General features: G+C 72.0%; 12 protein-coding genes. 7 read left to right on the top strand and 5 right to left on the bottom strand.

What is annotated here, in order from left to right; all coding sequences use genetic code 11:
* Positions 1 to 46: 46 nt before the first annotated feature.
* Positions 47 to 1,876: a phosphoenolpyruvate carboxykinase (GTP) gene (locus EEJ42_RS23765; protein WP_184503234.1), complete on the bottom strand. Its 1,830-nt coding sequence runs from the start codon at positions 1,874 to 1,876 to the stop codon at positions 47 to 49.
* 252 nt (positions 1,877 to 2,128) lie between these two features.
* Between EEJ42_RS23765 and trhA the strand changes: the two genes are divergently transcribed.
* On the top strand, positions 2,129 to 2,827 hold the full coding sequence (trhA, locus tag EEJ42_RS23770) for a PAQR family membrane homeostasis protein TrhA (RefSeq protein WP_123102666.1): 699 nt from the start codon (positions 2,129 to 2,131) through the stop codon (positions 2,825 to 2,827).
* Between the two features lie 27 nt (positions 2,828 to 2,854).
* Positions 2,855 to 3,478 carry a TetR/AcrR family transcriptional regulator gene (locus tag EEJ42_RS23775; RefSeq protein WP_123102668.1) on the top strand — a complete coding sequence of 208 codons (624 nt, stop codon included), beginning with the start codon at positions 2,855 to 2,857 and terminating at the stop codon, positions 3,476 to 3,478.
* Between the two features lie 22 nt (positions 3,479 to 3,500).
* Here the strand turns inward: EEJ42_RS23775 and EEJ42_RS23780 are convergent, their stop codons facing one another.
* Positions 3,501 to 5,537 (bottom strand): thioredoxin domain-containing protein, encoded by a 2,037-nt coding sequence (locus EEJ42_RS23780; protein WP_123102670.1) that lies wholly within the window; start codon positions 5,535 to 5,537, stop codon positions 3,501 to 3,503.
* An 87-nt stretch (positions 5,538 to 5,624) separates the two neighbouring features.
* Between EEJ42_RS23780 and EEJ42_RS23785 the strand changes: the two genes are divergently transcribed.
* Positions 5,625 to 7,034 carry an amidase gene (locus EEJ42_RS23785; RefSeq protein WP_123102672.1) on the top strand — a complete coding sequence of 470 codons (1,410 nt, stop codon included), beginning with the start codon at positions 5,625 to 5,627 and terminating at the stop codon, positions 7,032 to 7,034.
* A gap of 26 nt (positions 7,035 to 7,060) precedes the next feature.
* On the opposite strand, the gene EEJ42_RS23790 is transcribed toward EEJ42_RS23785, so the two are convergent.
* Positions 7,061 to 7,528: a MarR family winged helix-turn-helix transcriptional regulator gene (locus tag EEJ42_RS23790; RefSeq protein ID WP_123102674.1), complete on the bottom strand. Its 468-nt coding sequence runs from the start codon at positions 7,526 to 7,528 to the stop codon at positions 7,061 to 7,063.
* Positions 7,529 to 7,725: 197 nt separating this feature from the next.
* Here EEJ42_RS23790 and EEJ42_RS23795 point away from each other — a divergent pair, with 197 nt between their 5' ends.
* From EEJ42_RS23795 to EEJ42_RS23805, 3 genes are all read left to right on the top strand, one after another.
* A complete protein-coding gene (locus EEJ42_RS23795) occupies positions 7,726 to 8,958 on the top strand; it encodes an MFS transporter (RefSeq protein ID WP_123102676.1) in 1,233 nt (410 codons plus the stop codon).
* 80 nt (positions 8,959 to 9,038) lie between these two features.
* The gene (locus EEJ42_RS23800; protein ID WP_123102678.1) at positions 9,039 to 9,833 is read left to right on the top strand and encodes an SDR family NAD(P)-dependent oxidoreductase; all 795 of its coding nucleotides are present in this window, start codon (positions 9,039 to 9,041) and stop codon (positions 9,831 to 9,833) included.
* Between the two features lie 154 nt (positions 9,834 to 9,987).
* Positions 9,988 to 13,284, top strand: coding sequence for a tetratricopeptide repeat protein (locus EEJ42_RS23805; protein WP_123102680.1), 3,297 nt, complete (start codon positions 9,988 to 9,990; stop codon positions 13,282 to 13,284).
* Positions 13,285 to 13,348: 64 nt separating this feature from the next.
* On the opposite strand, the gene EEJ42_RS23810 is transcribed toward EEJ42_RS23805, so the two are convergent.
* Both EEJ42_RS23810 and mca read right to left on the bottom strand, forming a co-directional pair.
* Positions 13,349 to 13,612 carry a hypothetical protein gene (locus EEJ42_RS23810; protein ID WP_123102726.1) on the bottom strand — a complete coding sequence of 88 codons (264 nt, stop codon included), beginning with the start codon at positions 13,610 to 13,612 and terminating at the stop codon, positions 13,349 to 13,351.
* Positions 13,613 to 13,619: 7 nt separating this feature from the next.
* Complete coding sequence (gene mca / locus EEJ42_RS23815) at positions 13,620 to 14,492, bottom strand: mycothiol conjugate amidase Mca (RefSeq protein ID WP_009715423.1); 873 nt, start codon at positions 14,490 to 14,492, stop codon at positions 13,620 to 13,622.
* Positions 14,493 to 14,588: 96 nt separating this feature from the next.
* On the opposite strand from mca, the gene EEJ42_RS23820 reads away from it, so the two are divergent.
* The gene (locus EEJ42_RS23820; protein WP_123102682.1) at positions 14,589 to 14,999 is read left to right on the top strand and encodes a DUF4307 domain-containing protein; all 411 of its coding nucleotides are present in this window, start codon (positions 14,589 to 14,591) and stop codon (positions 14,997 to 14,999) included.
* Positions 15,000 to 15,059 lie beyond the last annotated feature (60 nt).

Below are 15,059 nucleotides of genomic sequence, written 5' to 3' on the forward strand. Positions count from 1 at the left end.
GGCCCGCACCCTGTGGTGCGGGCCCCGGGCCTGATGACGTCGTGGGTCAGCCCAGGCGCTGCACCAGCGCCCGGTACTCGTCCCACAGTTCCTTGGGGGTGTGGTCACCGAAGGTGTCGAGGTGCTCGGGGACCAGGGCGGCCTCCTCGCGCCACACCTCCTTGTCGACGGTGAGGAGGAAGTCCAGCTCCTCGTCGCCCAGTTCGAGGCCGTCGGTGTCGAGGGACTCCTTGGTCGGCAGGATGCCGATGGGGGTCTCGACGCCCTCGGCGCGGCCGTCGAGGCGGTCCACGATCCACTTCAGGACGCGGCTGTTCTCGCCGAAGCCGGGCCAGACGAACTTGCCCTCGTCGTTCTTGCGGAACCAGTTGACGTAGTAGATCTTCGGGAGCTTCGACTGGTCCTTGCCCTTGCCGACCTCCACCCAGTGACCCATGTAGTCGCCCATGTTGTAGCCGCAGAAGGGCAGCATCGCGAACGGGTCGCGGCGCAGCTCACCGACCTTGCCCTCGGCGGCCGCGGTCTTCTCGCTCGCCACGTTCGCGCCGAGGAAGACGCCGTGCTGCCAGTCGAAGGACTCGGTGACGAGCGGGACCGCGCTGGCGCGGCGGCCGCCGAAGAGGATCGCCGAGATCGGCACGCCCTTGGGGTCCTCCCACTCGGGCGCGATGATCGGGCACTGTCCGGCGGGCACGGTGAAGCGGGCGTTGGGGTGGGCCGCGGGCGTCTCGCTCGCCGGGGTCCAGTCGTTGCCCTTCCAGTCGGTGAGGTGGGCGGGCGATTCCTCGGTCATGCCCTCCCACCACACGTCGCCGTCGTCGGTGAGCGCGACGTTGGTGAAGACGGAGTTGCCCCACAGGGTCTTCATCGCGTTGGCGTTGGTGTGCTCACCGGTGCCGGGCGCGACGCCGAAGAAGCCCGCCTCGGGGTTGATCGCGTACAGCCGGCCGTCCTCGCCGAACCGCATCCAGGCGATGTCGTCGCCGATCGTCTCGACCGTCCAGCCGGGGATGGTCGGCTCCAGCATCGCGAGGTTGGTCTTGCCGCACGCGCTCGGGAAGGCCGCGGCGACGTACTTCGACTCCCCGCGCGGCGGCGTGAGCTTGAGGATCAGCATGTGCTCGGCGAGCCAGCCCTCGTCACGCGCCATGACGGAGGCGATGCGCAGGGCGTAGCACTTCTTGCCGAGCAGCGCGTTGCCGCCGTAGCCGGAGCCGTACGACCAGATCTCGCGGCTCTCCGGAAAGTGCGAGATGTACTTGGTGCTGTTGCACGGCCACGGAACGTCGGCCTGGCCGGGCTCCAGCGGGGCGCCGAGGGTGTGGACGGCCTTCACGAAGAAGCCCTTGTCGCCCAGGACGTCGAGCACGTCCTGTCCCATGCGGGTCATGGTGCGCATGGCGACGGCCACGTACGCGGAGTCGGTGATCTCGACGCCGATCGCGGACAGCGGCGAGCCGAGCGGCCCCATGCAGAACGGGACGACGTACATGGTGCGGCCGCGCATCGAGCCCCGGAATATGCCCTGTTCCCCCGCGAAGATCTCGCGCATCTCGCCGGGGTCTTTCCAGTGGTTCGTCGGACCCGCGTCCGCCTCCTTCTGGGAGCAGATGAAGGTGCGGTCCTCGACGCGCGCCACGTCGCTGGGATCGGAGGCCGCGTAGTACGAGTTGGGGCGCTTGATCGGGTCGAGACGTTTGAACGTGCCCTTCTCGACGAGTTGCGCACACAGACGGTCGTACTCCGACTCCGAACCGTCACACCACACCACTTCATCGGGCTGGGTGAGGGCGGCGATCTCGCCGACCCAGGAGATCAGTTCCTGGTGGCTGGTCGGGGCCGGGGTGAGGGCGGAAGCCACATTGCTGGGCGCCACGATCGCTCCATCCCGCCGGAACCGCACTGCTCCGGCGTCTTGGTTTGAGGGTTTGGGCGGATATGTGCACGCATATCCGCATATGGAGACAGCTACCCCTTGGGGGCTGCGACCCGGATGCTCAGCTCATCCGGTGCCGACCGCGCTCATTTGATCATCCGACGATGTGGGGCATCTGTCCAGTGGGCGCTTTGGTGACCATCACCACTCGACACGACCGGTAACTGACGGTGGCTGGGTAGCATGTGCGCCATGACTGCAGCCGCGCCCGACGCCGCCGTTGACCAAACCCCAGGGCCCGAGGCAGCCCCGATTCCTCTCAAACCCATGCTGCGCGGCTGGCTGCACGCCGGCATGTTCCCGGCCGCGCTCATCGCCGGAGTGGTGCTCACCGCCCTCGCCGACAGCCCGCGCGGGCGCATCGCCTGCGCCATCTTCACCCTCACCGCCTGCGCGCTCTTCGGTACGAGCGCCCTGTACCACCGGGGCAATTGGGGCCCGCGCGCCACGGCGGTGCTGCGCCGCCTGGATCACGCCAATATCTTCCTGATCATCGCCGGCACCTACACGCCCTTCACGCTGCTGCTCCTCCCGCACGGCAAACAGCAGCTGCTGCTCTGGCTGGTGTGGGCCGGAGCGCTCGCCGGAATCGCCTTCCGGGTGTTCTGGGTCGGCGCCCCGCGCTGGCTCTACACCCCGTGCTACATCGCCCTGGGCTGGGCGGCGGTGTTCTTCCTGCCGGACTTCCTGCGCACCGGCGGCATCGCCGTCATGACGCTGATCGTCGTCGGCGGCCTGCTCTACAGCGCGGGCGCGGTGATCTACGGGACCAAGCGCCCCAACCCCTCACCCCGCTGGTTCGGCTTCCACGAGGTGTTCCACTCCTTCACGCTCGCCGCCTTCGTCGTGCACTACGTCGGAATCTCGCTGGTCGCCTACCAGCATTCCTGACTCCGCACCGCCCGCCGCTGCCCGACAATGATCGACATGGCCTCCGCACACACGACCCCCGCCGGGCCCCGGCCCGGGCTGCGCGAACGCAAGAAGATCCAGACCCGGCAGGCGATCCGGCGGGCCGCCTACCGGCTGTTCGCGGACCAGGGCTACGACGCCACCCCGGTGGACCGGATCGCGGAGGCCGCCGACGTCTCGACCAGCACCGTCTTCCGCTACTTCCCCACCAAGGAGGACATCGTCCTCACGGACGAGTACGACGAGGCCATGGCAGCCGGGATCCGGGACCGGCCGCTGGACGAGCCGCCGGTGTCCTCCCTGCGGCGCGTCCTGATCGACATGGCGCGGCAGCTCACCGATGACGAGCGCGCGGAGATGCTGACCCGCCTCACCCTGATCCGCCAGGTCCCGGCGCTGCGCGCCCGCATGGGCGAGGGCATGGCCAAGACCGGCACCCTGCTGGGCGAGGTGCTGGCCGAGCGCAGCGGCCGGTCACCGGAGGACCTGGAGGTGCGGGTGCTCGTCGGAGCGGTCCTCGGCGCCCTCCAGGAGGCGGTCTTCCACAGCTTCGACCACCACCGGGTGGACGCCATGGAGGACGACATCGACCGCGCCCTGGGCATGCTCGCCCGCGGCCTGCCGCTGTGACCCGGGCGCCCCCGGACGCTCGTCAGCCGCCGAGCCGGGCCGTCAGCGCCGCCACGTCGGCGGTCGGGGCGTCGCAGGTGAAGTGGCGGCAGACGTACGCCGCCGGGCGCCCCTCCAGCAGCACCCGCCCCTCCAGCAGCGGCACCTCGTCGGAACCGGGCGCGCCCACCGCGATCACCGCCCCCGGCGCCGTGCCCAGCAGCGCGGCCCGGTGCAGCGCGCGGGTCGCGGGGTCGCCGTCCGGCCCGACGACGGCCACCTCGCGCGGCCCGTCCAGCCGCGCCTCGGCCACCGCGAGCCCCCAGCCGATGAACCGCGGCACCCGTGCCGCCAGCGCCCGCACCACGCCGAGCGCCCGCTCGGCCGCCTCCCGGTGGCGGCCGCTCCCGGAGATCGCGGCGTACGACAGCAGCGCCCCGGCGGCCGCCGTCCACCCCGAGGGGACGGCGTTGTCGGTCGGGTCCTGGGGGCGGCGGATGAGCGCCTCGGCGTCGTCGGCGGTGTCGTACAGGGTGCCGTCCTCGGCGGCGAAGTGGTGCAGCACGGTGTCCAGGAGCAGCCCCGCGAAGTCCACCCACACGCCCTCGCCGGAGACCGCGGACAGGGCGAGGAAGCCCTCGGCCACATCGGCGTAGTCCTCCAGCACGCCCGCGTGGGCGCCCACGGCGCCGCCCAGCGAGGTGCGGGCGAGCCGCCCGCCGTTGTCCATGTGGAGCCGTACGAGCAGGTCGGCGGCCTCGGTGGCGGCCTCGACCAGGTCGGGGCGGTCGAAGTAGGCGCCGGTCTCGGCGAGCGCGGCGATGGCCAGCCCGTTCCAGGCGGCCACGATCTTGTCGTCGCGGCCGGGCCGCTCCCGCCGCTCCCGCGCGGCCAGCAGCCGCTCCCGTACGGAGGCGAGCCGGGCTGCGTCGGCCGGGCGCGCGCCGTCGGGCAGCTGGAGGACGGAGGATCCCTTCTCGAAGGTGCCCTCCTCGGTCACCCCGAAGTACGCGGCGGCCTGCTCGGCGTCCGCCTCGCCCAGCACCTCGCGCAGCTGCTCCGGCGTCCAGACGTAGTACGCGCCCTCGACGTGCCGACCCGTGCCGTCGTCGCTGTCGGCGTCCAGCGCGGAGGCGAATCCGCCCTGCTCGGTGCGCATCTCGCGGACCAGGAAGTCGGCGGTCTCCAGGGCTACCCGGCGCGCGAGGTCCGAGCCGGTGGCCCGCCAGAGGTGGGCGTAGACGCGGCACAGCAGCGCGTTGTCGTACAGCATCTTCTCGAAGTGCGGAACAATCCATTCCGCGTCGACGGCGTAGCGTGCGAACCCGCCGCCGAGCTGGTCGTAGATGCCGCCGCGGGCCATCGCCTCACAGGTGGCCTGCACCATCTGCAACGCGCCCTCGGCCCCGGTCCGGGCGTGGTGGCGCAGCAGGAACTCCAGCGCCATGGACGGCGGGAACTTCGGCGCCCCGCCGAATCCGCCGCGCACCGCGTCGAATTCCCGGGTCAGCCCCATCAGCCCGGCGGCCAGGTCCTCGGCCCCGGGCGGCTGGGGCGCGCCGGAGCCCAGCGCGATACCGGTGCGCCCGGCCAGGTCCTGCACGATCTTCCCCGCCACGTCCCGGACCTCGTCGCGCCGGTCGGCCCACGCGGCGCGCACGCCCTCCAGCACCTGCCGGAAGGAGGGCATGCCGGGCCGGGGGCGGGGCGGGAAGTAGGTGCCGAAGTAGAAGGGCTCGGCGTCGGGCGTCAGGAACACCGTCATGGGCCAGCCGCCCTGCCCGGTGGCGGCCTGCACCGCCTCCATGTACACGGCGTCCACGTCGGGCCGCTCCTCGCGGTCGACCTTGACGGACACGAAGTGGGCGTTCAGATAGTCGGCCGTCTCGGCGTCCTCGAAGGACTCGTGCGCCATGACGTGACACCAGTGACAGGAGCTGTACCCCACGCTCAGCAGCACGGGAACCCCGCGGTTGCGCGCCTCCTCGAACGCCTCGTCCGACCACGGCCGCCAGTCGACCGGGTTGTCGGCGTGCTGGAGGAGGTACGGGGACGTCTCGTGCGCCAGGCGGTTCGGCATACTCCCATCCTCTCCCACCCGGCGGGACCGGTCCCAGCAGCACGTTGCCTCCGCGTACCGTGATCTTGCCGTGTGACGGAAGGGCGGATGTCGATGGGCGAGATCTACTACCGGGACGCCACCGACCTGGCGGAACTGATCCGTGAACGGCGGGTCTCCGCGGTGGACGTGGTGCAGGCGCACCTGGACCGCATCGAGGCGGTCGATCCGAAGGTCAACGCCGTCGTGACGGTGGCCGCCGAGCAGGCGCTCGCCGCCGCACGCGCCGCCGATCGGGCGGTCGCGGCGGGCGGCACCGTGGGGGCGCTGCACGGTGTTCCATTCACGGTCAAGGACTCCCTGGACGTGGAGGGGATGGTGGCCGCGCGCGGCTCGTCGCTGTTCCGGGACCGGGTGCCCGCGAGGGACGCGACCGCGGTGGCCCGGCTCCGGGCGGTCGGCGGGATTCCGCTGGCCAAGACCAACCTGCCCGAGTTCTCGTACTGGACCGAGACCGACAACGTGATCACCGGCAGGACCCTCAACCCCTGGGACGGCGAGCGGACTCCGGGCGGTTCGAGCGGCGGCGAGTCGGCCGCGATCGCCGCCGGGATGTCGCCGCTCGGGCTGGGCAGCGACGTCGCGATTTCGGTGCGAGGACCGGCCCACGACACCGGCATCGTCGCGCTGAAGGCGACCCGGGGACGGATCCCGGTCACCGGGCACTGGCCCGAGGTTCCCCGCCGTTACTGGCACGTCGGCCCGATGGCCCGCAGCGTGCGGGACATCATGGCCGCGTTGCAGATCCTCGCGGGGCCCGACGGCGTCGACGGCTACGTACAGCACGCGCCGCGGCCCGTCGACCAGCCGGGCGACCTGGCCGGGTTGCGGGTGGGCTGGGCGGCCGAGCCCGCCTTCGGGCCGGTGGACGGCGAGGTGACGGCCACCATCACGGCGGCGGCCGACGCGTTGCGGACGCTGGGCTGCGTCGTCGAGCCCGCTCCGCTGGGCGGGCTGGAGAACCTCGACGCGACCGCGCTGAGCACGGTGCTGTTCACCGCCGAGGTCGCGCCGTACTTCCGGCAGGTCGTCGCCGGTCGCGAGTCCGAGGTGCACGGCGTCATCCGGCGGACGGTCACCGCACCGGAGGTGGCGGTGGCCGACTACGTCGCCGCGCAGCAGCAGGTCGAGGCGCTCGGCTCCCTGTTCGCCGGATACTTCGAGCACTACGACGCGCTGCTGTGCCCGGTGTGCCCCATCCCTGCCCCGCCGCACGCCCGGTCGACGTTCGACGTGGGAGGCGTCACCGTCCCGGCACGCGGCATCATGCGCGCGACCGTTCCGTTCAACCTCACCGGCCTGCCCGCGCTGTCGCTGCCGTTCGGGGCCACCAGCGGGAACCTGCCGATCGGCATCCAGCTCGTCTCTCGCTGGTACGACGAGGCGACCCTGCTGCGCCTCGGCGCCGCGCTCGAAACGGTCAGCCCCGTGCGGTACCGGCGCCCCGAACTGACCTGATGCGCGGGTGAACGGCGAGGGGGCGCTCAGATGATCGGTGCGCTCCCCTGGAGCTGCTTGACGGCCTGCACGAGGGGCGCGAGCTCCGGTTCGGAGGACGCCTGGTCGAGGGCCTCGCGCAGGGCGGTGTTGTGGGTGGGGCGCGCCTCTTCCAGCAGGCGCGCCCCCTTGTCGGTGACGTCGACGTAGATGCCGCGGCGGTCGGTGGGGCAGAGGTAGCGCGAGAGCAGGCCGCGGTCCTCCAGCCGGGTCACCAACCGCGTGGTCGCACTCTGACTGAGGACGACGGAGTCGGCGACCTGACGCATCTGGAGGTGCCCGCCCTCCCCGTCGTGCTGGCGGCTGAGGACGTCCAGCAGGGAGTACTCGCGCGCGCTGAGGTCGTGGGAGGTCTGAAGGGCCCGCTCGACGCGCCCTTCGATGCGGCCGTGCAGCAGCGACAGGGCACACCAGCTGTGCGCCAGGGCGGTCATCGCCGGATCGGTGGCAGTCATGATCAGCGCTCTCTTTCCGGGCTGTCGGGCTAACCGGGCTGTCGGGCCGGGCTCACCGCCCTCGTCTTCGCACCCACTATACCCGCGCTTGCATTAGTCCGCGTGTGCAATTATTGTCTGCGCCTGTAGTTGCTCATGCCTGTAGCTGCTGCGCACTGGCTTCCGCCGCGTACACGCACATCAAAGGACCCCCTCTCATGCCGCTCGCACTGCTGGCCCTGGCCATCGGGGCCTTCGGAATCGGCACCACGGAATTCGTGATCATGGGGCTGCTGCCCCAGGTCGGCGCGGACCTCGGCGTCTCCGTGCCGACGGCCGGCTACCTGGTCACCGGATACGCCCTCGGCGTCATGACCGGCGCCCCGATCATGACCGCCCTCGGCACCAAGCTCTCCCGCAAGAACATGCTCATGCTGCTCATGGGCCTGTTCATCCTCGGCAACGCCATCTCGGCCCTCGCGCCTGTCTTCGCCGTCATGCTGATCGGCCGGGTGGTGTCCTCGCTGGCCCACGGCGCGTTCTTCGGCATCGGCGCGGTCGTGGCCGCCGAACTGGTGGCCCCCGAGAAGAAGGCCGGTGCGATCTCGATGATGTTCACCGGCCTCACCGTGGCCAACGTCGTCGGCGTCCCCCTGGGCACCTTCGTGGGCCAGGGTGCCGGTTGGCGCGTCACCTTCCTGATCGTCGCCGCCCTCGGCGTACTCGGCCTGGCCGGTGTCGCCAAGCTGGTGCCCGACCTCCCCAAGCCGGAGGGCGTGCGGCTGCGGCACGAGGTGGCCGCGTTCAAGGACACGCAGGTCGTCCTGGCCATGGCCATGACCGTTCTCGGCTTCGGCGGCGTGTTCGCCGCGATCACCTACATCGCGCCGATGGCCACCGAGGTCGGCGGCTTCGCGGCGTCCTCCGTCACCTGGCTCATGGTCGTTTTCGGCGTCGGCATGGTGGCGGGCAACCTGATCGGCGGGCGGTTCGCGGACCGCAACCTCATGCCGATGCTCTTCACCGCGCTCGGCGGGCTGGCGCTGGTCCTGCTGCTCTTCACGTTCCTCGCCTCGGGGAAGGCGACGACCGTCGCGGCGGTCTTCCTGATCGGCGCGCTCGGGTTCGCCACCGTCCCGCCGCTCCAGAAGCGGGTCCTGGACCACGCCCACGGAGCGCCGACGCTGGCGTCGGCCGTCAACATCGGGGCGTTCAACCTGGGCAACGCGCTGTCCGCCTGGCTCGGCGGCCTCGTGATCTCCGCCGGGCTCGGCTACGCCGCGCCGAACGCCGTGGGCGCCGCCCTGGCCGCCGCCGCCCTGGTGCTGGCCCTGGTCTCCCGCCGCCTGGAGCTGCGCCCCGCCTCGCGCGTCGCGGCCTCCGGAGGGTCGTCGGCCTCAGGACGGTCGTCAGCAGATGTCGCGGCGGCCGCCGATCGCGTCCTCTCCTGACGCCTCTCACAGTTCGGGGAGCTGACCTCCCCCGCAACCGCAACCGCCACCGCCACCGCAACCGAGAAGGGCGTCATCCCATGCACATCGATCTCTCCGGCCGGACCGCCCTGGTCACCGGCTCCACCCAAGGCATCGGAGCGGCCATCGCCACCGGCCTCGCCCGCTCCGGCGCCCACGTCGTCGTCAACGGCCGCGGCGCGGAGCGCGTCGAGGAGACGGTCCGGACCATCCGCGCCGAGACCGGCAACGAGAACACCACGGGCGCCGTGGGGGACCTCGCGACCGAGGAAGGCACCCGCGCCGTCCTCCAAGCCGTCCCCCGGGTGGACATCCTCGTGAACAACCTCGGCATCTTCGGTCCCGCGCCCGCGCTGGAGATCAGCGACGAAGAGTGGCGCCGCTACTTCGAGGTCAACGTCCTCTCCGCCGTACGCCTCATCCGCGCCTACCTGCCCGGCATGACGGAGCAGGGCTGGGGGCGGGTGCTCAACCTCGCCAGCGACTCGGCCGTGGTGATCCCGTCAGAGATGATCCACTACGGCATGACGAAGACCTCGCTGCTCGCCGTCGGCCGCGGGTTCGCCAAGGAGGCCGCGGGGACCGGAGTCACCGTCAACTCCGTGATCGCCGGGCCCACCCACACCGGTGGCGTCGAAGGGTTCGTGCGCGAGCTGGTCGGCGACGAGCTGCCCTGGGAGGAGGCGCAGCACGAGTTCATGCTCAAGCACCGCCCGCAGTCGCTGCTGCAACGCCTCATCGAACCCGAGGAGATCGCCAACCTCGTGGTCTACCTCGCCTCGCCGTACGCCTCCGCCACCACCGGCGGCGCCGTGCGCGTCGACGGCGGTTACGTCGACTCCATCCTCCCCTGACCGTCCCTCCCGCCCCCTCCTCGCCCGACGCCTCCCCTGACCTTCTTGTCCACAGGGGGAGTTATCCACAGGGCTGCCGGAAATGAGGCAGAAGCGGAAGACTTGGGGAGCAACGCGCGATTCACGCGTGGCGCTCGTGCAGGAGGGGGATCACATGCCGGGCTCACTGGCCGTGCTGCGGGACAGCCACCGGACGGAGGTCGAGCGGCTGCTGACGCGGGCCGTCGAGGAGGAGGTGCGGCGCACGGGCGGCCGCACGGACGGCGGGGTGCTGCTGACCCGCGCGCGGGGCTCGCTGGACGAGATGGCGGCGACCGCGGCCGAGGAGTACGGCGCGTATGTGCGCGCCCTGGACGAGGCGACTGCGGGCAGCAGACCGCTCTCGGCGATGCTGGGGCGCGAGCGGCTGTCCACCCCGGCGCTGGCCGCGGCGGTGGCGGCGGCCGCCGCCTTCGGCGCGGACCTCACCTTCGGCACCTCGGCGGGCACGGCGCTGGGCGCGGGCGTCACCGCAGCGGTGGCGGGGTCGGCAGCGGCCGTCCTCAAGCTCACCGCGGCGCACTGGCCCGCGGCGCACCGCCAGGCGGCGCTGCGCAACCAGCCCGGCGGGCCCGAGCAGTTGCGGCTCCAATGGCTGACGGCGGTCGAGGTGCGGGGCATCCGGCCGTTCATCGACCAGCACCGGATGACCTCGGCCGCCACCCGCCAGGGTGGCGGTCCGGCCAAGCGCTCCTCCTCGTCCGGCGCGCAGGCGCCGCGGCTGCGGGGCGCGGACCGCAGCCAGGCGGCCCGCAGGCGCACCGTGTTGGAGCAGTCCTTCGGCCATCTCCCCCAGGCGGACGGCCCGTTCGCCGGGCGCCGCGCGCAGACCGGCCAGATCGCCCAGTGGGTGCACCAGGCGCGGGCCAGCACCGAGACCAAGCCGACGGTGGTGCTGCTGGAGGGCCCGCCGGGCTCGGGCCGCACCATGCTGGCCGTGCGGGCGGCCCATGAGCTGCGCGACCAGTTCCGGGGCGCGTGCCTGGTGGATCTGCGCGGGGACAGCGCCGAGCAGGCCCCGCTGTCGACCCGCGACGCGCTGCTGCATCTGCTGAACCGGCTCGGGGCGCCCCGCGACCAGCTGCTCTTCCGGGAGCGGGCGGGCCAGGACCAGCACCTCAAGCGGCTCATCGAGCTGTATCACCAGCATCTGACCGGGCTGCCCGTCACGATCGTGCTGGACGACGCGAGCGACGCCGAGCAGGTGTCCACGCTGGTCCCGGAGCGGTCGGACAGCCTGATCCTGGTCACCTCGCGCGCCCCGCTGACCCTGCCGCCGGACCTGGCCGCGTGGGTGCACCGACTGGAGGTCGGCCCGCTGGACCAGTCGGGCGCCGAGGAGCTGCTGCGGGTCTCCGCGGAGAACCCGGCCGGGCCCGGCCCGTACGACGGGCAGTCCGTGGAGCGGATCGCCGAGCTGTGCGGGCGGCTGCCGCTGGCGCTGCGGATCGCAGGCTCCTCCCTGGGCCCGCGCACCCCCTCCGCCCTCGCCACCGACCTGGAGGCGTACGGGCCGGTCGACCCGGTCGAGCGCACCCTGTGGCTGCGGTACACGGACCAGCAGGACGGCGCCCGGCGGCTGTTGCGGCGCCTCGCGCTGGCCGGGCGGGCGAGCATGGGCGCGGCGGCGGCCGCGGCGCTGCTGGGTGCCGACCAGGAGGAGGCGGCCCGCCATCTGGACGCGCTGGGCCGGGCCGGGCTGATCCAGCATGTGCGCGGCAGCCGCTACCGGCTGCACGACCTGGTGCGCTCGTTCGCCGCCGCCCGGCTGGCGGACGAGGAGGAGCCCGAGCAGCGCACCGCCGCCCAGGAGCGACTGATCCGCAGCTATGCCGAGCTGGCGGACTCGGTGATCCGGCTGGTCGACGGCAAGACGTCCACCCGCGCCGACGTCTTCACCAAGGGCGCGGCGGGCGGCCACGGCTTCACCTCGCTGGACGCGGCGCTGGGCTGGCTGGACGACGAGTCGAGCTTCATCACGGCGGCGCTGCGCCACGCGGAGGGCGTGGACCAGTCCGCGGTGCTGCATCTGCTGGGCGCGCTGTGCGACTACTGCCTGCTGCGCGGCGATCTGTACCGGCTGGGCGAGATCAGCGAGCTGACCCAGGCCGTCGACCAGGGGCTGCTGGTGCGGTCCGTGCAGTGGCGCACCGGGATCGCCGCCCGCCAGCTGGGCGAGCTGGACCAGGCCCGTACGACGCTGTCGTCGGTGGTCGACCTGTATTTCGAGGCCCAGCACGAGGCGGGCGCGGCCCGCGCGCTGTGCAGCCTGGGCATCACCCTGCACCACCAGGGGAATCTGACGGAGGCCGCGGCGAAGCTGCGCGAGGCGCTGGCCCTTCAGACGCCCGACGCGCTGCGCGGGGACCGCGGGTGGACGATGCACGCGCTGGCCGCCGTGGAGCGGGACCGCGGGCAGCTCGCCGAGGCGCTGGACCTGCTGCGGCAGGCGCTGGAGCTGCACCAGGAGTCCGAGAGTCTGCACGGCCAGGCGTGGGCGCACTTCCAGCTCGGCCAGGCGTGTCTGCGGATGGGTGACGTGCCGCGCGCGGAGGCCGAGCTGCGGGACGCGCTGGACGCGTACCACCGCACCCACGACCAGCGCGGCGAGGCCTGGGCGCTGACGCAGATGGCCCGCGCCCGGCTGGTGGCCGGGGAGCCGTCGGCGGCCGTCGACCAGCTGCGCCAGGCCCTCTCCCGGCACCGGGACAACGAGGACGCGCGCGGTGAGGCGTGGACGCTGTACTACCTGGGCCAGGCGCTGGAGGAGCGCGGCGACCGGGACGCGGCGGTGCGCGAGCTGGAGCGGGCCCGCACGATGTTCAGCCGGATGAGGGATGTGTACGGGCTGGCGTGTGCCCGGCATCACTCGGCGCGGGTCACCCGTGATCTGCGGGCGGCGCAGACCGGCTCGCTGCGCAACAGCGGCTTCGCGCGGCAGCTGTTGCAGGACGCCCGGCAGGATTTCCACCGGGTGGGGGTGGCCCACGGCGAGGCGTGGTCGTGCGTCGAGCTGGCGGTGGTCGACGCGGGGAACGGCCGGGCGGTGCAGGCGCTGGAGCTGGTGGACGAGGCGGCGCGGCTGTTCGCGGGGTACGGGGACCGGCGCGGCGGCTCCTGGGCCCGGTTCCTGCGCTGCACGCTGCTGCCGTTCGCCTCGGCGGGCGGCTCGGTCATCGGCACGGCGGTGGCGCAGGAGGAGCTGGCGGAGCTGCTGCGGGAGCTTCGGGAGCCGGGCGGGGCCGCGGCGGGCGGGGATCCCCGGCTGGAGGAGTGCGCGGAGGCGTTCGCGCTGGTGCTGGAGCGCGGTGTGGAGCCGGAAACGGGATGGCAGGCCTGGCAGCTCGGCATGGTGCCGAGCCGCCGCTCCCGCGAGGTCATGGCCGTGCTGTCCGGCGAGACCCGCGGCTGAGCCCGCGCCGGGCCCGGCCCGAGCCCGGTCCGGACCCGGAGTGGCCGGCGGTGAGGAGGTGCCGCTACGCCGTGCGCTCCCCCTTGGCCTTCGGGGCAGCGGCGCCCTTCGGGGAAGCGGTGGCCCGGGCTTCACCGGGCTGCGGCTCCTCCTCGAAGTCCACCTTGTTCATGTGCTTGTTCATGGACTTCATCAGGAGCCACACCGCGACGCCGATCAGTGCGAAGACGACGAACCCGAGCAGGCCCGGGGTCACCTTGTTCTCGTCCAGATCCTTGGCGGCGAGCGGGACGAGATGCGTCATGGCGAGGGTGCTGGTCGCGCTCATCATGGGGTCAATTGTTGCGGATGCCCGCGAAGAGGTCGTCCTCGGGGAGGGAGGTATCGACGAGCGACTTCGCGAGCTCGTATTCCTCCGTCGGCCAGACCTCCTTCTGGATGTCCATGGGCACCCGGAACCAGCCGCCGTCGGGGTCGATCTGCGTGCGGTGCGCGATCAGCGCCTTGTCGCGGATCTCGAAGAAGTCCGCGCACGGCACATAGGTGGTCAGGGTGCGCTCGCGCCGGGAGAACTCCTTCCAGCGCTCCAGCCACTCCCCGTACGGCGAGTCCAGGCCGCGGGCGAGCAGCGCCTCGTGGAGGGCGACGGTGCGCGGCCGGTTGAAGCCCTGGTTGTAGTAGAGCTTCTGCGGCTGCCAGGCCGGGCCCGCCTCGGGGTACTTCTCGGGGTCCCCGGCCGCCTCGAAGGCCACCATCGTGATCTTGTGGGTCATGATGTGGTCGGGGTGCGGGTAGCCGCCGTTCTCGTCATAGGTGGTGATCACCTGCGGCCGGAAGGAGCGGATCAGCTTGACGAGCGCGCCCGCCGCCTCGTCCACGTCCTGGAGCGCGAAGCAGCCCTCGGGCAGCGGCGGCAGCGGGTCGCCCTCGGGCAGCCCGGAGTCCACGAAGCCCAGCCACTCCTGCTTCACGCCGAGGATCTCGCGCGCCTCGTCCATCTCCTTGGCGCGCACCTCGTGAATGTGCTCCTCGATGTACGGGTCCCCCTGGAGCTTGGGGTTGAGGATGGAGCCGCGCTCACCGCCTGTGCAGGTCGCGACCAGCACGTCCACCCCCTCGGACACGTACTTGGCCATGGTGGCCGCGCCCTTGCTCGACTCGTCATCCGGGTGCGCGTGCACGGCCATCAAACGCAGCTGCTCAGTCAAGTTCGATCCTCAGTGATTCGTCGCGGAAGACGGCTTCTATAGTGACCCACAGCGGGCCCGAATAATTCCGGGTCTCCGAAGCAGGAGGAAGCGATCATGTCGGCGGTGCGCGCGGGCCTTCCCGAGGGGCGCTACGGGCGCTCCGCGGATGAGCGGGCCGACCGCAAGCTGAAGATCATCGGTGCGGTGCTGGGTGCCGGTCTGATCGCGCTGATCGCCTGGTTCGGATACGCGTACGTCGTCGATCAGGACGTCAGCGGCCAGCTGACCGGTTTCAAGGTGACCTCGGACGACACCGTCGACGTCCGGCTGGAGATCACCAAGGACAAGGACGCCACCGCCGTGTGCACGGTGCGCACCCTGGACACCTACCACGAAGAGGTCGGCCGCAAGAGCTTCACCTTCGACCAGCGCCAGGACGACATGATCAAGGTCGTGACGGTGCGTACCACCGCGCGTGCGACCAGTGCCGAATTGATCGGCTGCGACTCGGCCGCGAACAGCTGAATCGGGCACGTCCGAACTGGCCGGGTTTGCCCCGGTTCATGCGCATGGAGCTGAGTTCCC

The sequence above is a fragment of the Streptomyces botrytidirepellens genome (genome assembly GCF_003721215.1).
In the GTDB taxonomy this organism is placed as follows: Bacteria; Actinomycetota; Actinomycetes; order Streptomycetales; family Streptomycetaceae; genus Streptomyces; species Streptomyces himastatinicus.